This is a genomic window from Chitinophaga agrisoli (assembly GCF_008386695.1).
In the GTDB taxonomy this organism is placed as follows: domain Bacteria; phylum Bacteroidota; class Bacteroidia; order Chitinophagales; family Chitinophagaceae; genus Chitinophaga; species Chitinophaga agrisoli.
This window is the reverse complement of the sequence record NZ_VUOC01000004.1, coordinates 1,283,313-1,308,573: the sequence shown is the minus strand read 5'-3', so window position 1 is coordinate 1,308,573 and position 25,261 is coordinate 1,283,313. Positions and strand designations below refer to the sequence as shown.

17 protein-coding genes are annotated in these 25,261 nt (G+C 51.7%); 5 read left to right on the top strand and 12 right to left on the bottom strand.

The genetic code is table 11. The features are described 5' to 3' along the window. Positions 1 to 66: 66 nt before the first annotated feature. From F0L74_RS24240 to F0L74_RS24230, 3 genes are read left to right on the top strand one after another with little or no spacing between them, the layout of a single operon-like run. On the top strand, positions 67 to 1,047 hold the full coding sequence (locus tag F0L74_RS24240; protein ID WP_149840497.1) for a 2-dehydro-3-deoxygalactonokinase: 981 nt from the start codon (positions 67 to 69) through the stop codon (positions 1,045 to 1,047). Continuing rightward, on the top strand, positions 1,037 to 1,687 hold the full coding sequence (locus F0L74_RS24235; RefSeq protein ID WP_149840496.1) for a bifunctional 4-hydroxy-2-oxoglutarate aldolase/2-dehydro-3-deoxy-phosphogluconate aldolase: 651 nt from the start codon (positions 1,037 to 1,039) through the stop codon (positions 1,685 to 1,687). Before F0L74_RS24240 ends, F0L74_RS24235 begins: the two co-directional genes overlap by 11 nt. Positions 1,688 to 1,693: 6 nt before the next feature. Beyond that, on the top strand, positions 1,694 to 2,491 hold the full coding sequence (locus tag F0L74_RS24230; RefSeq protein ID WP_149840495.1) for an SDR family oxidoreductase: 798 nt from the start codon (positions 1,694 to 1,696) through the stop codon (positions 2,489 to 2,491). A gap of 6 nt (positions 2,492 to 2,497) precedes the next feature. Here the strand turns inward: F0L74_RS24230 and F0L74_RS24225 are convergent, their stop codons facing one another. After that, positions 2,498 to 3,100, bottom strand: coding sequence for a histidine phosphatase family protein (locus tag F0L74_RS24225; protein WP_149840494.1), 603 nt, complete (start codon positions 3,098 to 3,100; stop codon positions 2,498 to 2,500). A gap of 171 nt (positions 3,101 to 3,271) precedes the next feature. Here F0L74_RS24225 and F0L74_RS24220 point away from each other — a divergent pair, with 171 nt between their 5' ends. Together F0L74_RS24220 and F0L74_RS24215 are read left to right on the top strand one after the other, a co-directional pair. Continuing rightward, positions 3,272 to 4,987, top strand: a complete 1,716-nt coding sequence (locus F0L74_RS24220; RefSeq protein WP_149840493.1) for an IlvD/Edd family dehydratase — start codon at positions 3,272 to 3,274, stop codon at positions 4,985 to 4,987. Positions 4,988 to 5,003: 16 nt separating this feature from the next. Next, complete coding sequence (locus F0L74_RS24215) at positions 5,004 to 6,317, top strand: gluconate:H+ symporter (RefSeq protein WP_149840492.1); 1,314 nt, start codon at positions 5,004 to 5,006, stop codon at positions 6,315 to 6,317. A 2-nt stretch (positions 6,318 to 6,319) separates the two neighbouring features. On the opposite strand, the gene F0L74_RS24210 is transcribed toward F0L74_RS24215, so the two are convergent. The 11 genes from F0L74_RS24210 to F0L74_RS24160 form a co-directional block, all read right to left on the bottom strand. Further along, positions 6,320 to 9,610, bottom strand: a complete 3,291-nt coding sequence (locus F0L74_RS24210) for an MBG domain-containing protein (protein ID WP_149840491.1) — start codon at positions 9,608 to 9,610, stop codon at positions 6,320 to 6,322. A gap of 185 nt (positions 9,611 to 9,795) precedes the next feature. After that, on the bottom strand, positions 9,796 to 11,355 hold the full coding sequence (locus F0L74_RS24205; RefSeq protein ID WP_149840490.1) for a M20/M25/M40 family metallo-hydrolase: 1,560 nt from the start codon (positions 11,353 to 11,355) through the stop codon (positions 9,796 to 9,798). Positions 11,356 to 11,397: 42 nt separating this feature from the next. Further along, a complete protein-coding gene (locus F0L74_RS24200; RefSeq protein WP_149840489.1) occupies positions 11,398 to 13,020 on the bottom strand; it encodes an STN and carboxypeptidase regulatory-like domain-containing protein in 1,623 nt (540 codons plus the stop codon). A gap of 405 nt (positions 13,021 to 13,425) precedes the next feature. Continuing rightward, the gene (locus F0L74_RS24195; RefSeq protein WP_149840488.1) at positions 13,426 to 14,712 is read right to left on the bottom strand and encodes a condensation domain-containing protein; all 1,287 of its coding nucleotides are present in this window, start codon (positions 14,710 to 14,712) and stop codon (positions 13,426 to 13,428) included. A gap of 21 nt (positions 14,713 to 14,733) precedes the next feature. Next, positions 14,734 to 16,029 carry a condensation domain-containing protein gene (locus F0L74_RS24190; protein WP_188316139.1) on the bottom strand — a complete coding sequence of 432 codons (1,296 nt, stop codon included), beginning with the start codon at positions 16,027 to 16,029 and terminating at the stop codon, positions 14,734 to 14,736. 72 nt (positions 16,030 to 16,101) lie between these two features. Beyond that, the gene (locus F0L74_RS24185; RefSeq protein WP_149840486.1) at positions 16,102 to 17,400 is read right to left on the bottom strand and encodes a condensation domain-containing protein; all 1,299 of its coding nucleotides are present in this window, start codon (positions 17,398 to 17,400) and stop codon (positions 16,102 to 16,104) included. A gap of 16 nt (positions 17,401 to 17,416) precedes the next feature. Beyond that, positions 17,417 to 18,619 (bottom strand): glycosyltransferase, encoded by a 1,203-nt coding sequence (locus F0L74_RS24180; RefSeq protein ID WP_149840485.1) that lies wholly within the window; start codon positions 18,617 to 18,619, stop codon positions 17,417 to 17,419. 45 nt (positions 18,620 to 18,664) lie between these two features. Then, a complete protein-coding gene (locus tag F0L74_RS24175; RefSeq protein WP_149840484.1) occupies positions 18,665 to 19,852 on the bottom strand; it encodes a glycosyltransferase in 1,188 nt (395 codons plus the stop codon). A gap of 11 nt (positions 19,853 to 19,863) precedes the next feature. Beyond that, complete coding sequence (locus F0L74_RS24170; protein ID WP_149840483.1) at positions 19,864 to 20,691, bottom strand: alpha/beta fold hydrolase; 828 nt, start codon at positions 20,689 to 20,691, stop codon at positions 19,864 to 19,866. Continuing rightward, positions 20,682 to 20,981 (bottom strand): acyl carrier protein, encoded by a 300-nt coding sequence (locus tag F0L74_RS24165; protein WP_149840482.1) that lies wholly within the window; start codon positions 20,979 to 20,981, stop codon positions 20,682 to 20,684. The genes F0L74_RS24170 and F0L74_RS24165 overlap by 10 nt, the downstream gene beginning before the upstream one ends. Next, positions 20,969 to 25,258 carry a type I polyketide synthase gene (locus F0L74_RS24160; RefSeq protein ID WP_149840481.1) on the bottom strand — a complete coding sequence of 1,430 codons (4,290 nt, stop codon included), beginning with the start codon at positions 25,256 to 25,258 and terminating at the stop codon, positions 20,969 to 20,971. Before F0L74_RS24160 ends, F0L74_RS24165 begins: the two co-directional genes overlap by 13 nt. Positions 25,259 to 25,261: the final 3 nt, after the last annotated feature.

The window sequence follows — 25,261 nt, the reverse complement described above, 5'->3', positions numbered from 1 at the left end:
TCACGTTTCTACCCCTTCCCGGCATTCAATTAGTAATTTGTAATTAGTAATTACTAATTTTCCCCCATGGGACTTTTCCTAAGCTGCGATTGGGGGACCTCCTCCTTCAGGCTAAGACTGATACAAACGCCGGAGCTGATCACACTGGCGGCCGAACATTCCACACAGGGCATTGCCGCTACCTTCCAGGCATGGGAAGCCGGTGGCCCGCCAGAGCGTGCCGGCAGGGCGGCTTTTTACCTGCAGGTGATCAGCGAGGCCATTACGGCGCTGGCACAACGCAGCGGCCAATCATTGCAGCAGGTACCGCTGATCATTTCAGGCATGGCTTCTGCCTCCATCGGTATGATGGAGCTGCCCTACGGTAAACTACCCTTTGCAACAGATGGTGACCAGGTATATACGCAGCAGCTGCCCGCTACCGCAGATTTTCCGCATGAGGTATTACTGATCTCCGGGGTATGTAGTGAACGGGATGTGATGCGGGGAGAGGAAACACAGTTGATAGGTTGTATCACGGAAGATATGGATGCCAGCCGGCCCCGTAATTTCATCTTCCCGGGTACACACTCCAAACATATCTGGGTACAAGGGGATAAGGTGAAGGATTTCCGGACGTTTATGACCGGTGAGCTGTTTGACCTGTTACGCAGGCATAGCATATTGAAGGGCGCCATAACAGGGCAGGAGGGGGCTTTTCATGAGGCCAGCTACCTGCAGGGGGTAACAGACGCCGGCCGTTATCCTTTGCTGAACGCCATTTTCCAGGTAAGGACCAACCAGCTATTTGGCCGTTTGTCCGGCACGGAGAACTTCGATTACCTGAGCGGCCTGCTGATAGGCACAGAACTAAAGGAATTATTACCGGCAGACGCCGGTAGCACTTACCTTTGTGGTGGCGCTCACCTGCAGGAGCGGTATACCGTTGCCCTGTATGCCCTGGGCCATACAGCTGCGGTGGTATTCCCCGCAAACTGGATAGAGGAAGCCGTGGTGAGGGGACAATACAAAATATGGAACCGTTTAAAACCTAGTTATGCCACATAAATTCTCCAGGGAACTGTTTGACAGGATCCCTATTGTAGGGATCCTCCGGAACGTACCACCCTTAACGGTGCCCGTACTGGCGCGGGACTATTGTGCGGCGGGGCTCACTACCCTGGAAGTGACCATCAACTCGCCGGAGGCTTTTACCACCATTACCCGCCTGGCGCAGGAATTTGACGGGCAAATGAATATTGGCGCAGGCACCGTTTGTACGCCGCAGGACCTGGAAAAAGCCCTGACCGCCGGCGCCCAATTCATCGTTACGCCCATCCTGCAGGAAGAGGTGATCAAAACCTGCGTGCAGGAGCAGATCCCCATATTCCCCGGCGCTTATTCGCCCTCAGAGATCTATAAGGCCTGGCACCTGGGCGCTACCATGGTAAAGGTATTCCCTGCCACCAAACTGGGCGCGGCGTATATAAAGGAAGTAATGGCGCCTATGGAATACCTGCAGCTGCTGCCTACCGGCGGCGTAACGCCGGATAATTTTACGGAGTTCCTGGATGCCGGGGCTAAAGGCCTGGGTTTAGGCAGCCAGCTGTTCCAGAAACAGCTGATAGAAGAAGGGCGCTGGGAAGAACTGGCGACTATTTTTAAAACGCTGGTAGAAAAATATAACACTTATAAAAATAACCGATAACACCATATGCCCGGAGTAGTACTCATCACCGGCGCCTCTGCCGGATTAGGCGCTACCATCGCCAATTATCTAACAGACAAAGGCTTTACCGTATACGGCACCTCGCGCAGCATACAGGCCGGCGGTAAGTTCCGCACCCTGCAAATGGATGTACGTAGCGAAGAAAGCATACAGCAGGCCATTAATACCGTGTTACAGGAGCAGCAGCGTATAGATGTGCTGATCAATAACGCCGGGTTAAGTATTGCCGGCGTTACAGAGCATCTGTCCCTGCCGGATGTGGAGCGTACGTTTGACACCAATGTATTTGGGCTGATACGGGTCTGTAAGGCGGTATTACCCCATATGCGCAAACAGGGCAAAGGGCTTATTATCAATATTAGCTCTATAGGATCGGAGGTAGGATTGCCTTACCGCGGCGTTTACAGCGCTACCAAAGCAGCGGTAGACCGTTTTACAGAGGCCCTGCGGCTGGAGATCAGAGACTACGGCATTCAGGCCTGCTGCCTGCAGCCCGGCGCAGTACATACCGGCATTAATGCGCACCGTCTTAAAACACCCGTACCGGACGATTCTCCCTATAAGAACAGCTTTACCAAAATCTATGCAGCCATTGACGCCAGCATAGACCATGGCTCCGCGCCGGAGATCTTTGGCCCTGTAGTGGAAAAGATCATCAACAGCCCTTATGTAAAGCGGTATTACCGCGTAGGCAGGCCGCTGGAAAAGTTACTGGTGATCATGAAACGGCTGCTACCGGAAAAGATGTACGAACGCAAGATCCGCAGCTATTACAACGATTGATACCATTTATAATTTACTGTTCAGCAGCTGCAGCGTAAGCCCGCCTTCCTCATCGAGGGTGAACATGGTAATGGCGGCGTTCAGCTGTACGATCTTGCGGTAATGCTTTAACGGCATATCCAGCTTGTGGCACAGGTAAAAGCGGTTGGTGCCGTTATGGCCGGCTACCAATATATTGCCGCTGTTATGTTTCTGGCGGATGGATTCAAAGAAGTCGTTCACCCGTGCTACGATCTGCAGAGCGGTTTCGCCGGTGCCGCCTGCTTTTGTAACGCCGGGGTCGCGGTTCCAGTCGGCCCAGAGCTGTTCATTCTCCGGCACAAACTCTTCCTGCCTTTTACCTTCCCAGGCGCCAAAATTGGCCTCCCGCAACCGTTCATCTGTAATAACGGTTTGGTAATTGCTGGCTATCTCCGCGGTGCGGTAAGCCCTTATTAACGGTGAGGAATAAACGGCGTCCAGCTGGATGTGCTTTAACTGCTCCCTTGAAATGTGAGCCTGCTCAATCCCTTTTTCTGTCAGCGGTATATCTGTATATCCCCCGGAGTAGCGGGTACCGTCTGCATTATACGGCGTTTGCCCATGCCGCAGCAAATAAACGTTCAGCATAAATATGTCACTTCTTTTTACGCCACAGGCGGCGGTCTGCGCTAATGTAGGCAAAAAATCCCATGGTCCATAACACGGTATTCCGGCGGCGCTTCCTCACATTTTTTTGGAAATAATGAATGAACTTTTGTAAGTTCATACCTCCTGTTGTTCACACGTCAAAATAAAAGCATGTCCACGTACAGAAGCGCTAATTGGTTTGGTAAAAAAGATAAGATGGGGTTCATTTACCGGAGCTGGATGAAAAACCAGGGTTTCCCGGAAGACCTCTTTGATGGCAGGCCTGTGATCGGGATCTGTAATACCTGGTCAGAGCTCACACCTTGTAATGCCCACCTCCGCGATATTGCTGAAGTTGTGAAACGCGGCGTATATGAAGCCGGCGGTTTCCCCGTAGAATTTCCCATCATGTCCCTGGGCGAGACCCTGCTAAAGCCCACTGCCATGTTATTCCGCAACCTGGCCAGTATGGACGCGGAAGAGTCCATCCGCGGCAATCCGGTAGATGGGGTAGTGCTGCTGACCGGCTGCGATAAGACCACACCCTCTACGATGATGGGCGCCGCCAGCGTAGATCTGCCTACCATTGTGGTACCCGGCGGACCTATGCTCAATGGCCGTTTCCAGGGAGAGCAGATCGGCTCCGGCACGCATGTTTGGAAGTTTGCGGATGAAATGAAAAAGGGCAACATGACGCCCAAGGATTACCTGTTTGCGGAAAGCTGTATGTCAAGGAGCGCAGGGCACTGTATGACCATGGGCACGGCCTCTACGATGGCCTGTATGGTAGAGTCCCTGGGTATGAGCCTGTCTGGCGCTGCGGCCATACCGGCAGTGGACTCCCGCAAAAAAGTACTGGCCCATCTCTCCGGCAGGAGGATCGTGGAAATGGTAAAGGAAGACCTGAAGATGTCCAAGATCCTGACGCGCCAGGCCTTTGAAAATGCGATCAAGGTAAATGCCGCCGTAGGCGGTTCCACCAACTTCATTATACATTTAACTGCTATAGCCGGCCGTTTGGGCGTGGAGCTGAACCTGGACGATTTTGACCAGCTGGGCAGCCATGTGCCGCTGTTGCTGAACCTGATGCCCTCCGGTAAATACCTGATGGAGGACTTCTACTATGCGGGCGGCCTTCCGGTGATCATTAATGAATTAAAAGAGCATCTGCATATGGACGTTATTACCGTTACCGGTAAAAGCCATGCAGAAAATATACAGGATAACATAACCTGTTACAATCGCGATGTGATCTATGCCTATGAGCAGCCCTTAATTAAAGAAGCGGGAATTGCCGTATTAAAAGGTAACCTGGCAGAAAATGGCTGCGTTATAAAACCTTCAGCCGCTACCCCGGGGCTTATGCAGCACCGGGGCCGCGCGGTTGTATTTGAAAGCATTGAGGACTATCATGCCCGGGTAGATGATCCGGCGCTGGATATTGACGAGAGCTGTGTAATGGTCTTAAAACATGTAGGGCCGGTAGGTTATCCCGGTATGCCGGAAGTAGGTAATATGGCCCTGCCCAAAAAATTGCTGGACAAAGGCGTAACAGACATGGTGCGTATCTCCGATGGCCGTATGAGCGGTACCGCCTATGGCACCGTGGTACTGCACGTATCCCCGGAATCTGCCATTGGCGGCACGCTGGCGCTGGTAGAGAACGGCGACCAGATAGAGCTGGATGTAGCCAGCCGCCGCCTGCACCTGGATGTGGCGGAGGCTGTGCTGCAGGAACGCCGGGAACGCTGGCAAAAAATGAACCAGCCTATGAACAGGGGTTATGTAAGCCTGTATGTAAACCATGTATTACAGGCGGATAAAGGCGCCGATTTTGATTTCCTGGTTGGCGGATCAGGCTCCGAAGTAACCAGGGATTCGCACTAAAAACAGCACTCGTATTATGACACTACTGATCATCTTCCTTTGTATTGTTGCGCTTATATTACTGATCTCCTGGGGTAAGGTGAACGCCTTCCTGGCGTTCCTGCTGGTATCCATTGGCACCGGGCTGGCGCTGGGCATCCCCTTCAATAACATCCCGCAATCTGTATACAAAGGCATTGGCGATACATTGGGATCGCTGGTGGTGGTGATCGTACTGGGGGCGATGCTGGGCAAACTGGTGGCGGAAAGCGGCGCGGCGCAACGCATCTCCTCCGTGCTCATGAAACTGTTTGGCGTTAAATATATCCAGCTGGCGTTAATGCTCACTGGTTTTGTAATAGGCATCCCGCTGTTTTACAATGTAGGTTTTGTGCTGATCATACCGCTCATTTTTTCGGTAGCTTATCAATATAAACTGCCCGCGGTATATATAGGCTTGCCTATGTTAGCCTCGTTATCTGTTACGCATGGCTTTTTACCGCCGCACCCTTCACCCGCGGCCCTGGTGGGGCAGTTCCATGCCAATATGGGCGTTACGCTGATGCTGGGCGTGCTGGTGGCCATACCGGCGGTGATCATAGCCGGGCCCTTATTCTCCCAGACTTTAAAGAAGATAGCCGCTAAGCCATTGCAAAGTTTTGCGGCGGAACCATTGCCGGAATCACAGCTGCCGGGTGTGTTTAATAGTTTTATCTCCTCCCTGCTGCCGGTGCTGATGCTGATCGTGACCACCGCCTGTTTATTTGCGATACCGGGCGATGGGCCATTAAAGACCTTGCTTACCTTTCTGGGCGAGCCAGGTATCGTAATGCTCATCACCATCATCATCGCTACTTTTTCACTGGGCATTAATATGGGCAAAAGCATGCAAGCGGTCATGAACATCTATGGCGAAGCCGTAAAGGATGTAGCCATGGTACTGCTGATCGTTAGCGGCTCCGGCATCTTAAAACAAATGTTCGTAGACAGCGGCGTAAGTACACAGATCGCCGCCATATTGCAGGGTTGGGATATACAACCCCTGGTACTGGGCTGGCTCATTGCCGCGGTAATACGCCTGGCCCTGGGCTCTGCTACGGTGGCTGGTTTAACCACTGCCGGCATACTGGCGCCCATGACCACACAGCTGCATGTACACCCCAGCCTGATGGTACTGTCCATAGGCGCAGGCAGCCTGTTCTTCTCACATGTAAATGACGCCGGTTTCTGGCTGTTCAAAGAATACTTTAACCTTTCCCTGAAAGATACATTCCGCTCCTGGTCCATTATGGAAACCATCGTGTCTGTTGTAGGCCTGATAGGCGTATTAATTCTGCATGTGTTTATATGAGTTTACCGTATTAATGTAACTGTTCCCTTCCGTTCTATGGCCCCGCATTCCGTTACCGCTGTGATGTAATAGATATAGGTGCCAACCTCCTGTTTCTTGCCCTGGTAACGGCCATCCCAACAGGCATTGGGGTTGGTAGACCAGAAGATGCGCTCACCCCAGCGGTTATAGATACTGAAGCTCACCTTCAGCAATGGTCCCCATGAGCGTATGCCAAAGCAGTCGTTAGTCCCATTTCCATCCGGCGTAAAGGCGTTGGCCATCTCGTAGTTCCGGCCAACTTTTATTTCAACTGTTGCCTTGCCCTGGCAGCCATTGGCATCCGTTCCAGCTACCATATAAACGGTACTGGTTAACGGCGATGCAACCGGGCTGGCGCTATTCGCATCGCTAAGGCCGGCTGCCGGTAACCACGTATAGGCGACGGCGCCGGAAGCCCGGAGCTGTACGCTGCTGTTGGTACAATCAGTATAGTCTGACCGGGTGATCTGCACATCCGGTAATGCATATACCGTGAATTGTGCCGCGCGGGAATAGCTTGTCATGCCGGAAGCCGTTAGCGCACAACGTAGATAACGGGTAGCATTGCCGGGCGCCGTATAAGTGCTGCTGATAGCGCCATTGATATTTTGCCAATTCAGGTTATCAGCGCTCTCCTGCCACTGGTATTGTATGGTGGACAAGGCGCTGGCAGTAACGGAGAATGTTGCAGGACTGTTCTTGCAGGCGTTGCCGTTAGCGGGCTCCTGCCGGATCTGCACGGGAATTTCAGTGATGGTTAACGTGCCGTTGGTTAAAATAATGTTATAATTGGCCGCAGCGCCACCAGACAACGTTATATCATACGTTCCCGGCAGGCTTGCAGGCGTGGCGGTAGTAGCGATAGCAGGCGCCGTAATAAGGGATGCATCTTCTCCATTTACAAAACCGCTGTATGTAATGGTAAGCACCGGATCAGGACTTCCATAAGGCCGTGTTTTATCATCCGCGGTAAGGTAAAGATCTTTTTTATTGACCGTGATAGTAATGCTGATATCTGCCGCAGGCAAATAACGGTTGTCGCCGGCCTGTGATACTGTGATTACGGCAGCGCCTGCGCCTGTGATGATCACCTGACCGGCTGCATCAACAATGGCTACCTGTTTATCGGAGCTGCTGTAGCTGACCGGTAGGCCGGATGAGGCGGTAGCTGCGCCATTAATGGGCGGATCGCCATAGGTAACCGTGATCACACTGCCCGGCGTTTGCGTTTGAAACGTTATTTGCTGCGCCATCTTTGTTACCGTGAGTAAAGCGTCTGTACTGGTGGCAGGAGGTGTACAGGCATTTGTTACCACGCAGCGGTAATGGTATCCGTTCATGCCTGCATTTGCGTTGGTGATGTTCAGGGTAGGGGTGGTGGTATTGCTATAGGGCGCATTATCCGTAAGCGGGGTAAAGCCGCTGCCTGTATTCACCTCCCATTGATATGAAAGCGCCGGGGCGCCTGTAGCCGCTACAGAAAAGGAAGTATTATCGCCTACTGTAATAGTGCTGGCCGCCGGTGGCGTACTGATCACCGGTGGCAAACACAGGCGTTCGTCTGCGCCAATATCCGGCGTGACGGTACTCCTTGTTTCTTTATCAATATCATCAGTGATGCCGGTCAGGGGGATAGCAGCGTCCTCAATACCAGTGTTCCCGGTAGCGGCCAGGTGCAGGTCAGTGGCAGATACGAACGTGGGCAGCAGGCTCTTTGAGTTGGCATTGCTGCCTAGCATCGCCTGCAACTGTGTAAGCGTACCGGCCAGGGTAGCATCGTTGCCGTCACTGGAAAGGATATTGGATGCGCTGTAATAATCGTTATGGTCTATTTCCCGGAACACATACGATCCCGACGGTGATACATTCGACAGCGCTATGCCCTTATTGTTGCTGCCATCCGTTTGCAAGTTGACCAGGATGTTGTTGCGCAGGCTTATGGGGCCTCCCGCATTATCGCCGATCAGGATGGCTGAGGAACGGCTGGCACTGCCGGTCGTAGCATTAGAGGTAAGTACGACGGTATTAAAATTGATGTCAAAGCTACCTCTGGTCACCGCGATGCCATAAGCATTATCTAACAGTGTATAACCAACTTTGCCAACAGCGGCAACATTCCGGATGAAATTATTATATACCCTGTTATCGTCGCCGTTATATAAAGCATCCATTAAAATACCCGCAGCACTATACCCTCCGGCATAAGTGTTCACGATGTTACTGATCTGGTTACGGGCGATCGTGGCGCCGGTAGCGCCGATCAATTGAATGCCGGTAGGTATAAAGGTTGCGTTGGTGCTAAGATCGCTGATCGTATTATCGGTAACACGGATATTACAGTCGGTTACGTAAGGTGTAATCTGGATGCCTATAGGTCCGAATGTGCCTATAGGTCCGGTATATGACATGTTAGAGATCGTGTTGTTGGATACGGTGGCATCAATAGTTCCGTTGGTCAGGAAAATGGCGATATCCGTCTCCTGACCAATATTGTCAAAATTGCCTATTTTATTATCGCTGATGGTTATACCGGTTACGCCATCACAGATGATGCCCGAATTCCTGATGCACTCAGTGCCGGTTGCAATCAGCTCATTCCCCGATATAACGGTGCCACTCCCATTTCCGGCCGTCCTCACCGCAGACAGGGTAATGCCCTGCCCGGCTCTTCGTATGGAATTGTTCAGTATAGCAATGTTTTTGAAATACCCTATTGAGATGTTTCCGTTGCCTATTGCTATTGCTGCGTTGGACAGCTGGGGGGCGTTCACGATATTGGTATTCTTTACGGTTATGCCGGATGCCGGTGCAGCAGCAATATTGGAGCCGATTTGGATAACATATGATCGTATGCCACCGGTATTAGTGAGTGTAAGGTCCTTGCTGGCAGTACCGTTATTGGAGCCGTCTATAGTTACATTGCTGGCGTTGCGCAGGCGGATGACCGGATTATTATTCGTGAAATTGCCGGATACTACAGGTGTCGCGCCTGCCGCCGGTTTAATCAGGATGCCCGAATAACTGGCTGCTCCTGTACCGCTCCCTTCCAGTATAGCTACGGCTGGTTCAGTGGTACTGGCATCAATGGTTATGATGATATTTCCCTGGTGGGTTCCCGCATTGATGGCATCAAATGATGCTTTCAGCGTAGTATAAGTGATTGGGCCAGGGGTGCCTGCGCTGGCAGTCACCGTTATCTGCGCCTCGGCAGTAGAAAATAAAAGCAGGCATATCAGGGATATGATAATAGGTCTGGGATAAAAAGGGCACATAGGTATTATAAAGTAATCAAATGTCTGCTTTTTTGATTAGATTTTGTACACGCTCTTACTAATTCAGATATTGATATTATCCGGCAATGCTGTTCAGAAAATAAAAATAAATGCGGTAACCGGATAAAAAGAGGCCGTATCATGTTGTCTGATACGGCCTCACGGATACTGCAATCACCGGATAGTTATAACGGGAAATCCAGGTCAAACACAAAGCGCTCTGGCTTTGGTAAAGGCTTACGCGGCATCATCTCCGCACGTTGCGCCGTATTGTATACAAATGCGGCAATAATGGTAGCCGCCTGTTTCATATCGTCCATAGAAAGGTGATCGTAGGTATCCATATTGCTATGGTGGGTCCTGGTCTCATACTCCAGCGGGTCCTGTATGAACTGGAAACCCGGAATGCCTACCGCATCAAAGGAAAGGTGGTCTGTAGAGCCGGTATTGCTGCTGGTAATGCCGGTAGCGCCCAGGTCCGCAAAAGGCGCCAGCCAGCTTTTAAAGATAGGGCGTACCGCTTCGTTGCCCTGTATAAAGATACCCCTGATCTTACCGGAGCCGTTATCCAGGTTATAATAAGCAGATACATTCTTTTGCTCCGGTTTCAGCTGCATATCCGCAGGATTACCGTAATGTTTTTTTACGTAGCCAAAAGAGCCTAGCAGGCCCTGTTCTTCACCGCCCCATAAAGCAATACGGATCGTACGTTTAGGTTGTACGCCCAGCGTTTTCAGGATGCGCATTACCTCCATCATCACAATACAGCCTGCGCCATCATCCGTAGCGCCGGTGCCGCTGTGCCAGGAATCCAGGTGGCCGCCTATCATCACCAGCTGGCTTTTCAGGTCTTTATCTGTGCCGGGAATTTCGCCCACTACGTTATAACCTTTGGTATCAGTAGAGTCCGATTTGCTCTGGATATTCATTTCCAGCTGTACCCTATGCCCGGAGTTGATAAGGCGGTACATACGCAGCAGCTCTTCTGTGCCTACTATCATTTCCGGGAGGGGAGAGTTATATCCTTTGGCATAATATTGCCCCCCGTCTGCAAACAAGGTACCGTCCCTGCCATGGGGATTGGCTTTCAGCAGCGCTACGGCGCCTTTGGCGGCCAGGTATCGCCGTACAGCGTAGACCTTTTCGAAGTATTCCTTGTATTGGCTCAGGCTTCCATGCACCATGTACATATCCGGCAGCTTATTCAGGTCTGTAGTATCCGTATAACGGGTGGCATAAGCCTTAAAGGCGGATACAATGGTGGTATCCCGGGGGCGTATGATCACGATCTTACCTTTAATGGCGGCGCCTGCCTGATCAATGGCCGCTTCGGAAAGCGTATCCAGCATGATCACATCAGCCGTTACAGCGCCCTTGGTACCAATGGACCATGCTTTTGGATAGGCAATGACAGGTTGGAAATACGGCGCTTTTAATGACAGGTAGGATTGCGCCAGGCTCCAGCTTTTGCCAAACTCGCCCCAGGGCTCCAGGGCGGTATTTTTGATGCCCCATTGCTGCATGGTCTGTGCGGCCCATTTGGCGGCATTTTTATAACCGGGTGAGTTAGTGAGCCTGGGCCCGTTCACATCTGTGAGGTAATGGGCAATAACGGCGATCTGTGAATGTTCCAGGCCCTCAGTCCTGATCTTTTGCATCATGGCCTGGTCCACCGGCTCCTCCTGTGCAAACAGGCAAATGGGCAACAGCATCGCAGCTGCTGCAGTAAAAAGGATTCTTCTCATAAGCAGAAATATAGACGGTTGAATGAATAATATCCAAATTAACTAAAAAATGCTGATCCCGGCGTTCCAGCCTATATTGTTGGTTAGCTTGCTTCTGTAACCCGTCTTGGCCTGGGTATCCTGCTCTGCAAAAATGGATACTGCCGGTCCGGCAAACAAGGTACATATTTTACCCAGCCGGTAATTAAGGGCGGGCTGCAGGCGCACCATCAATGGCAGGTGCTCCCAGTCGCCCAGGTATACATTTAGTGAAGTCAATTCTGTAGTAAGCAGCAGTTTATTGGAGAAGCTAATGGCATTGCCCAGGCCATAACCAAATACAACGGTCTTTTTATCCGGTACCGGGTTCATACCGGCGGTTAAGATGCCATATAGTTTTTTAGTGCCGGTTTTAACAGATACATTCAACAACGTGGTCTCGTTGGCTGAAATGGCCAGCTGGTGCAGGCCGCCTTTTTTTATGATATTGATCAGTCCCAGGCTGTACCCGGAGGAGGTATCTGCAATGTTCACAATCCCGATCTGCATGCCCTTTAATGTTTTGGCATAGTTAAACAAGCCGGCTATCTGCATGCCCTGCACACTATCCCGGCCAACGTTGCCCATGCCCGCCGCCTGGAAACCCTGTACCTTACCGCGTGACAGGTTCAGCGCGCCGGCCAGTTGCACGCCTTCCATGATCTTTTTGGTTGAGTTGATAGCCCCGGCGGCCTGCATGCCCTGTAACGTGTCCCGGGTGCGGTTGTATACGCCTGCCAGCTGTACGCCCCTGGTGCGGCCCTTTACTACGTTCAATACCCCGCCGGCCTGTACGCCGCCTGAGATAGCATCCAGCACAGAATTATATACCCCTGCCAGCTGCACGCCTGTTACATTACCGCCCACCATGTTAAATACGCCGGCGGTTTCCACGCCCACCACATCTTTTTTATTAATGTTGAAGATGCCGCCTACTTCCACGCCGTTTAGACCGGCGGCATAACCACCCAGCAGATTAAAGGAGACTTTATTGATCACCTGGCCATCCAACCGGCCATGACTGCCCAGGCCTGGCACGATGGAAGACTGAAAAGGTTTATCTGCAAAGAAACGGCTCAGGTTCAGGCTCTGCATACGCTGCCTGGAGGAGAGCAGGAAATGGCCTAACCATGTTTTTTCCACCCCTATATTCACCGGGGCCAGCATCACTGGCGGCGCCGGTTTGATGGTAACATCCATTTCCTGGTCATAGCCCGCATGCACGGTAAGCGTAGTATCCCGGTATAGATCTTTACTTACCGTAATGGCGGCTGCATACCGGTCTGTGCTTTTTAATTTTATCCGGAAAAATCCCTGATCATTAGTAAGGGTGGAGATGAACTGCTGCTTTTCATACACCGTGGCATTGGTGATCCGCATACCGGTTTCCCGGTCATTTACATAACCGCTTATGGTATAGGTACGGGACAGGTCCGGCGCCTGGATAATGATATGGTCGCTTACCTCCCGGTATTGCCGGCTGTTGGCAAACAACATATCCAATACTTGTTTTACGGTCTTATGCTGTGCAGAAAGGGTGACGAGGCTGTCATTCCGCACGGCGTCACTGCTATACGAGAAATGGAATTGCCCTTGCTGGCTGATATCATTGAGTACCCTTACCAAAGGTTGCTTTTTTACATTCACGGTCACGGTTTTCCTGAGCAGCTGTTGGGCATGGCAGAAGGTGCAGGAGCAGAATAGATAGCTAACAGTAATGAATAATATTCTTATCGAGCCGGCAGCATAGTTCATGCGGCAAGATACAAAATAAAAAACCCCGCGCAGAAGAGCGGGGTTATCCCTTATTCCTCAAAATAAGATATTAAAAAATCCCGCATTAAAATTAACGTGTAGGCTAGACAATGAAGCTAATCAGAAGTTAACGTTATGTTTTTTTTGTGTGAATGAGCGTGTAGGTATAAAAAAGATCGGGGCCGGATTGAAATCCAGCCCCACTGATGAAATAGGAAAATTCATTTAATGTCAATTCTAATTTAGTATTTAGTTTACACGAATTAGATAATCATTCGTTAACGGGAATGTTAACGCTCACAATACCGCTACCATTGCCGCTTCCTTTACCAACAATGCCATGGCGGCCTCTTTAACGGCCACGGCCTGTTCATACGGTAAAAAATGTTCATTAGAGGTAAAGGTGAAATCCATCTGTCCTTTGTAGGTAGTGGTCACCAGCGTATTGGGGTTTCGCCAGGGAAATGCTACAGTTGGGCTCATGATGGTCTCTACTTCAAACGAGCGGAAGTTTTCAGGAATATTTAACCGTCCCATATTCGATAACGTTACATCATGATTGCCATCTGTAACGCGCAAGAGCTTTGAGAGCTTTTTCACAGAGGCGTGCAGGTATTCGCCCAGCATAAGCTGTATAAATACATTCAGCTCCGCTACTTTTTGCTGCAGGTCTTCTTTTACCTGGTAGGCCTGTACCCAAAAGCTTTTGGCGGTGACGGGGGCTGCGGTGTTCAACGACAGGTTTACGGTAGGGGCGTAGGCAAACAGGTGGTCCGGCTGCAAGTTGGTGATATAGCGGCGTATATCCACCGGCGTGATCACGCGGTTTTTAGCCTCCGTTCCTTTTACCTGCTGAAAGGCCCGCAGGAAGGCTACGCATAACGCCGCATGCACGCTGGCGCCTTCTGTTTTACAACGTTTTACAAAAGCGGCGGTAATATCTTTGTCCAGTTTCCAATGTACCATATAGTCCTGGCCTTTGGACGGCGTTTTTTTACGCCATAACAAAAAAGCCAGGCCGCCCCATAACAGCACGGCAGATTTTCTGCCTTTCCAGATCAATTGTTTATTCTGCAGGTAGGGGGCGGGTATCAGTTCTTTAATATCGCCAAAGCTTTCATAAGGCGGCAGGTCCGTATCCGGTTCATCTGTTAAGATCAGCACTTCGCGCAGCAGGCTGGCTACGGACGCGCCATCGCAGATGCAGTGATGGCAAACCAGTATCAGTTCGGAAATGTCTGCGCCCCGTACCCATACCAGCCTGCACAGCGGGCCATTCTGCATATCAAATGGCGTGCGCCACTCCATAGCAGACTCCTGCTGCCAGTCTTCATCGCTTTTACGCGTGGTTATACGCAGCGGTATTTCCGTTATCTGCGCATTGGTAATAAAATGAGGCCGCCCGTTTTTACCAGGCGCTACGCCTGCTTTGAGCAAAGGATGTTTGGCCTGCACTTTCGTTAAAGCATGCCGTAACTGCTCCGGTGGGATAGCGCCCCTTATCCGGGCTACAAAAGCGCTGTTCAACGGCGTTTGACCGTCGCAGTACATGATCCTTTCACCAATGATGAGTTGTCTTTTCATCTGTTAGTTGTGTTTGATAGTTCATGATCCCTGAATGGCAGCCTGTATGGCGGCCAGCTCCATCAGCTCTTTAAACAGCAGCTCCATGGCGGCGTCTTTAATGGCTACGGCTTCTTCCTCCGGAAGATACGCGTCATTAGACAGCAGGGAGAAGCTCAGCTGTTCGTTGAATGTGCTGGCGATAATACCATTGGGATTGGCGGATTTAAATATCAGGATGGGATTGTGCACCGTGTCTACCTCAAACAAATCATAATATTTGGGAATGTCCAGCCGGCCCATGTTGGAGAACGTGAGATCGTGGTTGCCTTTGGCATTGCTGAAAAAACGTTCCAGGCGGTTGGCCAGCGGGTGCTGGTATTCGCAGGTGGCTAGTTTACCATATACATCCATATGCTCCAGCTGGTTGGTGAGGCGTGCGTTTAACCGGCGGATCTTTTCAAATAAGGGCAGCTCGGGGTTAGCATCCATGGTAAGGGTAGTGCTGGTGGCAAATCCCAGCAACATATCCGGCTGTATGGCCGGGATATAACGCCGCAGGTTTACCGGGCAAAACACTTTACGGCCGGCCTGATGCCCTTTTACCTGCCGGAAGGCGCAGAGGAATACCACGCACAACGCGGCATGCACCGTTACCTCCTCTTGCCGGCAACGCTCTGTCAGCATAGCCGTTTCTTCCTGGCTTAATTGCCAGCGCACGAAGTAAGACCGGCCCCATTTAATAGGTTTGGCGGAAGCGGCAAAGAACAGGAATATACGCAGCAGCAGGCTTACCAGCTTACCACGGAAGCGGACGCCGGCGTTTGTCAACACCTCCACCGGCACCACGTCCCGTATACTGTTAAAACTGTTATAACTGCCAATCTCAGCGTCTGGCTGATCCAGCAGCAACAGTAGCTCCCGCATAACGGTTACGATAGATGCGCCATCGCAGATGCAGTGATGGCATACCAGCATCAGGTCAGATATGTTTGCGCCCCGCAGCCATACAAAACGCATCAGCGGGCCATTGCGCATATCAAAGGGCCGTGCGCATTCTTCTTCGGATACGGCCAGCCAGTCATCATCCGTATACCTTTCGGCTACGCGGATGGGAACGGGCATAACGGCCGCCGGCGTTACAAACCAGGGAACGCCTGTGCCGTCTTCCACTACGCCGGCAGCCAGCACAGGGTGTTTGGCCTGCACCTTGGCAAGCGCTTGACGTAGGTTGTTCCAGGTAATTGTTCCGCGCATTTTTACGGTGAATGTGATGTTTTTAGGGATGGTACCATCTCCATAAATGAAGCGCTCCAGAAACAATAGCTTTCTATTCATGATAAAAAGGATTTTTTTAATCCAATAGAAAGCTGGCATATGTTATGCCTCTAAAGCTGTATAGGTATTATGCTACGCTTCGCTGTTCACCCCCACTAGCGGCTTTGATTGCGCCGGTATCACAGTTGTAAGTAATTCCATGGCCTTGTCCCGTATGGCCATGGCTTCTTCCCCGGACAGATACGCATCATTGGAGAGGAACGAAAAGTTCAGCTGCTCATCAAAGGTGCTGGTAATAATGCCGTTCGGGTTAGCAGATTTAAAGATCAATATGGGATTATGAATGGTCTCCACTTCAAAGCTGTGATACTTTTTAGGGATATCCAGCCTTCCCATATTGGAAAAAGTAAGATCATTATTGCCCCTGGCCGTGCCCAGGTATTGCGACAGTTTTTTCACCACCGGGTGATAATACTCATTGAGCATGATCTCCTCATACACCTTAAGGCCGGACAGCTTCTCAGACAGCTGCTCATTCAGCCGCTTTACCTGGGCATCAAAATCCAGCGCAGGGTCTTTATCCAGGGAAAGGGTGGTGCTGGTGGCAAAGCCAAACAGCATATCTTCTTTTATCTCCGGTATATAACGCCGCAGGTTTACCGGGCAAAATACCTGGTTCTTAGCCTTGCTGCCTTTTACTGCGCGGAAAGCGCTCAGGAAAGCTGTGCACAGGGCAGCATGCATGGTGGTATGCTGTGTTTTGCAGCGCCGTACCAGTGCGGCAGTGGCCGCTTTATCCAGCTTCCAGCGCAGGGTATAGTCCTTACCCCAGGGAATCTGTTTCTTACCCGGCACAAAGAAGAGGAACACCCGCAGCAGGGCGGCAATCACTTTGCCTTTGCGCTGTAGCTTTTTATCCTGCAGGACCGGCTCCGGCACCAGCTCATGCACGGTATTAAATGTCTCGTATTGTCCAATGGCCAGGTCCGGCTGGTCCAGCACATTCAGTATTTCACGGAACAGGGTCACGATAGAAGCGCCATCACAGATACAGTGATGGCATACCAGGATCAGGTCAGATACCACGCCGGATTGTAACCATACCATACGCAACAGCGGCCCGTTCTGCATATCAAAAGGCTGCTGGCATTCTTTTTCGGACTCCCGCATCCACTGGTCTTCCGCCGTGCGCTCCATGATGCGCAGCGGTATTTCCGGTACCGGCAACGGAGATACGAACCAGGGCATGCCCTGTTGATCCGGTTGCACGCCTACGGTAAGCGCCGGGTGTTTAGCCTGTACTTTTGATAAGGCATTCCGCAGTGCGTCTCCGGTAAAAGCGCCGCGGATCTTTATGGTAAAGGTGACGTTCTTGGGTATGCTGCCATCCCCATAGATGAACCGTTCCAGGAAAAGTAGTTTTCGTTTCATGCGTTTGTAATGGGTTTTATTTTTGAGCCATCGTCAAACTGTTGGCGGCCGCAAAAGCCTCCAGGTGTTCCACTGCTTTGTCATTGCCGCCGGCGCTGATAAAGGTATCCCGTACATGGCGCGCCGCTGCGCGGTATTTTGGATTGTCCAATATTTCCCACATGGCGGTCTTGAGGTCGTTCACCTTTAACCGTTTGTAGCGCAGTTTAATACCACAGCCTGCTTTTTCAATCAGTGATGCGGTATGGAAATGATCATACGCAATAGGGGTGATCAGCATGGGCAGGCCATTCATGAAGGTATCATTCACCGTATTAAACCCGCCATGGCAGATCACGGCGTCCATCTCCGGCATCAGCTGTGTTTGCGGCACAAACCCTTGTACAATAAAATTATCCGGCCATTGCTCAAAGATCTCCGGCGGGGTAGCAGCCACAATGGTCAGTGGTTCCCCGGCAAACGCTTCTACCAGCTTGCTGAAGAACTCCTTACGGATATCCACCAGCAGCGTGCCCAGGGATACATATACTTTAGGCGTGGTAGCGGCGCGTAGCCGTTCCCAGTTAAACGGGGTATCATTAGGCCTGCCTTTTACGGGACCTACAAATTTGAGCTGTGTGGGCGGCTCCAGGATCCGGGCAAACTCCTGCGAGGTAAAGACCAGGTTCATCTGGTTGGAGTTTACTACGCTTTCCGGTGTATATACGCCAAACTCCTGCTGTAAACGCAGTATGTGCTGTTGCCACCAGGCATGGATCTTAGGCGCGCTGATGGCGTCGCCGCCTACATCTGGCGGTACCGGCGTAGTGGTGACGCAGGGTATGCCTTTTATATGGGCGCAAAGGGCGCCGGCAAACGTAATACAATCGCTCACGATCACATCCGGCTGAAACTCATCCACAATACGGGATAAACCCTTCATATGAAAACGGCAAAAAGGGATATAGGTCTCTTCCAAAGCCAGCTTCAGCGTTTCCGCACCGGTAATGTGCGGGCCATCATCCTGTCTTTTAAGGATGCGCTGTATTTCCGGCAAATATTCCTCCAGTTCGGCATGCGGCACTATAAAACGGCCTCCGGGCGGCACATGTGCGGCGGCAATCTCCTGGATACCGGTCCATACCACCTGGTGCCCTTTTGCCAGCAGGCTGCCGCCCACGCTTAGCGTGGGGCTGATATGCCCGAAGAAGGGAGGAACGACAAATAAATATTTAGCCATGCGTAATAGTTTTTTTAACATACGGGGTACAATGAATGATGGGTATTAGCATATCAGCACATTCGCACATTGCTCCAGCAGATCCGCCGTTTTAGCGGTGCCGCCGGCTGCTTCAAAGGATTGTTTTACCTGCAACGCGGCATTGGTATAAGAAGGTTCCTGTAATATTTCCCATACCGCCTGTTTCAGATGATCCGGTTTAAAACGTTTAAAGTTCAGCCGCAGGCCGCAACCCGTAGCCGTAACACAGCCGGCTACAAACGACTGGTCATACGCAATAGGGATCACCACCAGGGGCAAGCCATGCGAAATGGTTTCGCATACGGTATTATGCCCGCCGTGACAGATCACCGCATCCAGATGGGGCAGTAAGGCCAGCTGCGGTACTTTGGGCTGTACAATAAAATTATCCGGCCAGCTGTCAAACAGGTCCGGATCAGATACTACCACGGCCGTAAGGGGCTCGTTACCCAGTGCGGCAATTACCTTACTAAAGAATTCCTTTTTGTAGGTATGGTCAAAGGTGGTGCCGATAGAGACCAGCACTTTATGCGGCGCGCCCATATGGTAAAACCGTTCCCATTCAAACGGGATGGCCGCCGGGCGGTGTTGTATCACCGGGCCGGGGAAACGGTAGGCAGGCGGCAGGTCTGTATCGCCAAAGAATGTTTTAGAGGTGAATACCAGCGTCATGGTATCAGAACACTGGATGGGATACTCCGCCTCCAGCCCTAAGGACTGTTGTAATGCCATGATCTTCTGATCGCCCCATTCCTTCACCTTGGGCAGATCATCCATGGCCCGTACAGCTGCAGGGGCGGTTACTGCCGTGGCATAAGGGATGCCGCGTTTTACAGCCGCCATAGCGCCGGCAAACAATTCATGGTCATTGATCACTACATCGGGTTCAAAAGCATCCAGCCAATGCAGGATACCGGCATACATATGCCGGTTCAGGGGGATCAGCACATCATCATACAGGAACTTGATGCTTTCCACGCCATATACATTTTTTTGCTGTATGGCGTCGAGATAAGGCTGTTCATCCGCATTATCACCGGCTTTATAGTCTATCAGTAACAGTTGGCCGCCGGGCGGCAGCTTTTCCTGTAAACCGGGCTCCAGGCTTATCCAGCCAACGGAATGCCCGCGCAGCAGCAGCTCAGCGCCCACGCTCAGGGTAGGGTTGATATGGCCCGTTAAGGGAGGTACAACAAAAACAAATTTTGCCATAGGCTTTGTCGTTAGGATAGGTTAATGTTCAGGTCTGCTTTATCAGTTACGTAAGCGGCCGTTGTGTTTTTCACCGGACCGTTTACGAAAAAGTCTTGTAACGCCTCGCCAATCACAAAAGGGGATTGCACGGGTATGTTATGGTCGCCATTCACATATAACAGGCTGGCGCGGCTGATCTTTTCCTGCAGGGCTTGTCCGGCCGGCACACAATCAGAGTCGCTGCCATAGATCAGCAGCGTATCATGCGGAATGCGGGTGATAGCCGCCTGTTCAAAGAAATGCTGCTCCTGCTGCATGTCCTGCCGGATGGTGCTTTCCTTTAGCAGGAACTCATACATCCGGTGCCGGCGTTCCAGTTGTCTTTTGCCCAGTGGCGCGCCAGCGCCGGCAGGCTGTCCGTTTACAAAGTGGGTCAACAGTTCTTTGCTGTAAATGTCCACGATGTTCATGGTCTCCTGTTCCTGCGGATCAGGGCTTTCGATCACCGCAAGCCGTTTGATCCTTTCCGGGTGATGGATGGCGGTCTGTAAAGCAATAAGCCCGCCGTAGCTATAACCGCACAGGTGTACGGTATCCAGCTGCAGCGTATCCATCAGCGCCAGCAGTTCTTCGCTCATGACCTGCAGCCCGTAACCGCTGCCTGCTTTATCGCTCATGCCATGGCCTTTGAGATCATACAGCACCACATGAAAATGTTGCGCCAGTAGCGGCGCAATATTGAAATACCAGATAGACAGGTTGGTGAACATGCCATGCACCAGCAGCACTGTTTCCGGTGCGCCGGCATTCATTTCCTGCACATGCAGGCGGGTATGTGGGAGTGCCACTACAGGCATGAGCGGATGTATTTGGTAATATCGCCCAGGTTCAGGTTGATGATCTCGTCCAGGTCCATATTGGACAGCCAGCCGGTAAAGTCAATGTCTTTGCCAAAATGCGCTTTCACTTTTTCTGAAAAGGCCACGATCTCAATGCTGTCCATTTCCAGGTCTTTGGTAAAGGAGCTTTGCGGGGTGATATCTATGTCTTCCACAAATTCTTCGCCTATCACTTCCGTAATGAATTGTTTCAGGACGTTCAGGATCTCTTCTTCCTGTAATTGGGTAGGGTGCGTTAACTGGTCCATCCGATAATGTAGTTTTTATAGTGTATGGTATGAATAAGTACATCGTTAATGGTAAGGGTGTCGCCATTGATGGCGCTTACCTTATAACCTTTGGGATTGCCCTGCAGCCCCTTGCCCAGGTATTTGCCATAGGCTTCCTTGGCTACCCAGAAACGGGTTAGCCATTCCGGCTGGTCCCGGTCGCCCAGCAGGGCCAGTTCCGCGGGATCAAATACCAGCTCTTTAAAGGCGGTATTATGCTCCCGTATCTCCTCTATGTCTATGCCTACGGGCTGTCCGTAACGGGCAATGGCTACGGCGTCCGTATTTTTATGCGCCAGGGAGATGTGCAGGTTTTGGATCATATCGCCCGTGGCAAATGGTTGTCCTACTTCATTAGATTGAATGGCAAACTCCACCGGGTAATATTGTTCATTATGGCTGCGGAAGAGCAGGGCTTTTACCGCATCCTTTACCGCTACGCGGCTGATCACCCATTCTTTTTTCTTATGCAGGGATAAGCTGTTGTGATGCTGTTTTTCTGCCTGGTTAAAATAACGTTTTACGATAAAGTCCCAGGAGTTTACGCGGTTATAGGCGTTATGGAACATAAAAACACCGGGCACGATCTCTGTGGACAGCGGATGTGCAGGCGATATGAGCGCATTCCACAGGCGCTCGTCTATTTCCAGGCGGCGGTTCTGCCAGCCCCGGATAATGGCCCATACTTTATTATCCCGCCGCAGTATAAAGTCTGCAAAGGCAAATTCATCGTTAAGAGAGGTGAGCGCACAGGTGCATTCAAACAAACCCGTCTGGTCTTCCATAGGGCCATAGAACTCCACTTCCTGGATCTTCACGGGAAAGGCAATACGGTCCTTTGGCAGGGTAAGCTGCAGCCATAAGCCAAACAGCTGGCCGGCATTATCCAGTAGGGAGCCTTTGCCTGCGCCGCCGGTGATCTTGCCCCGGATGCCTTTTTCTGCTATTACAGATACTTCTATGATGCCCTGGTAGGCGGGGCCATGGAACATACGCTGACTATAGATCTGCTGCGGCATAATATGCAGATCCAGCGGCGCGCCAAGATCCGCGCTTGTCCTGTCGGGCGTACCGTATTGGGTGGACAGTTGTACCTCCGCATTGGCGTATTTCTCCAGGTTCAGGTATACCCGGTCTGCGGTTTTCCATTCGCCATGAACGGTCTCACGGAAAGGGCTGGCTACATTCATCCATTGGAATACTTTTACCTGCTGGATCTTCTGTACCCGTAATTGCGGTTGCCGGGCCTGTGCTATATCGCCAAACAGTTCCAGTATCATGGTCATGGGGATCACCGGCTCCATATCTTCCGCATAGCGCCAGCCGGGCCGTTGCCGTATCAGGGAATGATCTGTTAGATAAGGATGGCTTTGCAGGGATATATCCAGGGGATGTTGCAGTGTTTTTGGCTGACTGGATAAAGTAGTAGCACTATGCCCATTAGTGCCATTATGCGTATTGCCCTTCTGGTGGAACATTTCCAGCAGGGAGCTTTGTATATCGGAGATCTCTGCAAAATTGTCCAGCAGCGCCTGCATTACGGGAGAGCCAGCTGTTTCCGGAACGGCTTCGCGCCTGGTAGCCGGCATGGATAATTCTTTAAGGGCGCTTAGTTCCCGCAAGATAGGAGAGCCTAATTTCAGCTTTACCGGCGCGCCGGTCTTTTGGGCGGTTTTGCCCGCGGTAGCTGCCGTTTCCATAAATGCGGTATCTACTGCCTGGCCTTCGGCAAACAAGGCGGCCAGCACCCGTTGTAGTTGCTGTATACCGCTGCGGGTGGGTACGCTGGCGGCTACTGCGCTATAGTCCTTATTTTTTAACGTATCATCTGTAAAACCTATCAGGCCGCCGGCGCCTACCTGTATAAACATCCGTACGCCGCTGTCATAAAGTTTTTCTATCAGCTGGCGGAAACGTACTGGTTGTAAAAGATGTTCTACGCTCAGCTCCCGAATATCTGCCACGGCTTCCGGATAGGTGCTTAAAGTGGTGGCGGACCATACCGGTACCTGCGCTTTACGGAACTGCAATTGCTGCATACCGGCCAGCAGCAGGTCCAGCTTTTCCCGCACAAAAGGGGAGTGGAAACCGGATTGGAAGGGCAGCACCTGGTAAAAGATCTGTTCCGTCTTTAAGGTGCTCACGAACTGTTCTACCGCCGCGTTAGCGCCGCAAAGGATCACCTGCTGCGGACAGTTATCAATGGAAAGATAGATATCCTTAGCGGCTGCCAGCAAAGGTTGCAGTTTTTCGTACCCGCAGCCGGCCACTAGAAACGTGGCGTTCTTTTGTTCAAATAAGGCGGGATCCAGCTGTTCCTGTAGTTGTAGCAAGGATTGTTCCTCCACCATACCGGCGGCGCGGCCGGCCAGCCATTCACCCAGGCTATGCCCGGCATTCAGATCTGGTTGTACGCCCAGCTGTTTTAGCGCGGCGTCCAGTATACCGCAGTCTTCCATCTGTTGCTGGGCAGCGCCTAATACGCCATTAGTACCAGCGCCATTTGCGCGGGGCAATCCCGGCAGCTTAAAGTAGCTGGCCACACTGGCCGTTTCCCCACCTGATAAAGCATCCAGCCCGGGGAACAGGAAAGCGGTCTTACCGCCCTTCAATAGCAGTGGCTCATTGGTATACCAGATGTCCTGGCGGTTACGCCAGGGCTTATTCTTTGTTACGATCTTAATGGCGCGTTGTATACGTTCAGGGCTGGGATCAAATACCGCAATACGGTAATTCCCCTCGCCAGTGGTGGTGTCATTGGTTTCTAAGGCGTTTAACAGGGCTGCCTGGCTATGCCTAGCCAGCAGCAGTACCGGGTCTTTCTGTACGGTAGTACCAATACCATTAAAGCTTTTTTTACCAACCGTAGTATTCAGCGCCAGGTCTTCCAGCACCACATGCGCATTAATACCGCCAAACCCAAAAGCATTGATGCCGGCCCTGCGCGGCAGGCCGCTCTCATCCCAGGGCATGGCCTCCTGTACCGGCGCAAAACGCGTTTGCTGCATAAAAGGCAGCGGTTCTTCGCAATGCAGGGTAGGAGGCAGCTGACCATGGTAAATAGCCAGGGCCGTTTTAATAAGGCCCGCTATACCGGCGGCGGGCATGGCATGCCCTATCATGGACTTAATGGTGCCAATACCAGCTTTAGGCAGCGCGGCATCATTACCAAATACCTGTTGTAATGTTTCCAGCTCTGTTTTGTCGCCCAGCTGCGTAGCGGTGCCATGGGCCTCTAAATAACCTATGCTGTTAAGATCTGTTTTGGCTTGCTGCCAGGCCTGTTGTATGGCGCGGGCCTGTCCTTTTACGGAGGGGCTCATCACGCTTACTCCTGCGCCATCGCTGCTTACGCCTGCGCCTTTTATTACGGCATAGATGCGGTGCCCGTCGCGGATGGCGTCTTCTAATCTTTTCAGTACCACAAAACCGCAGCCTTCGCCTATCAGCACACCGTCCGCGCGCTGGTCAAAGGGTCGTATCTTTTGTTCACGGGAGAGTGCGCCCAGCTGGGTGAAAATGCTCCAGAAAGGCGCGTTTTGAGAGGCATGTACGCCGCCGGCTATGATCAGATCCGCACGGCGGCTGTTCAGTTCCTGCATGGCATGTTCTACGGCTATGAGCGAGCTGGCGCAGGCAGCATCCAGCGTATAGGCGGTGCCGCCCAGGTTCAGGCGGTTGGCCACCAGCGAGGCTACCAGGTTAGGGATCAGCCCCATGGCTGTATCCGGTTCAAAGCGGCCTTTTTTTACCTGGAACTCTTTTTTTACCCGGTCCAGCTCTTCGGGCGTGAGATTAGGCAGCAGGTCCTGTAACACGCGTACGATCTGCTCGCCCGTGCGGATGATCTCAATGCCCCGCACAGCGCCCGGACCAGGATAATTGCCTTTGCCAATGATAATACCGGCGCGTTCCAGCGGCAGCTGCTTCTCAAACACGTCTGCATCCACCAGGGCCTTATAGGCAAGGCTCAGCGCCAGCAATTGCTCGGGTTCCGTACTGTCTACCACCAGGGGCAGTATACCAAATTGTATGGGATCAAATTCTGCAAAATCGTCTATGAATCCACCGCGGCGGCAATAGAAACGGTCCACGGCTACTTCGCCGTCAAAGAACATGCTTTCCATGCGGTGCTCCGGTACGGTCTGTATAGCGTCTACCTTGCTGATGATATTTTTCCAGAAAGCAGCTACATCACCGGCGCCCGGGAATATGCAGGACATGCCTATGATAGCTACATCTACATTGTCGTTCATCCG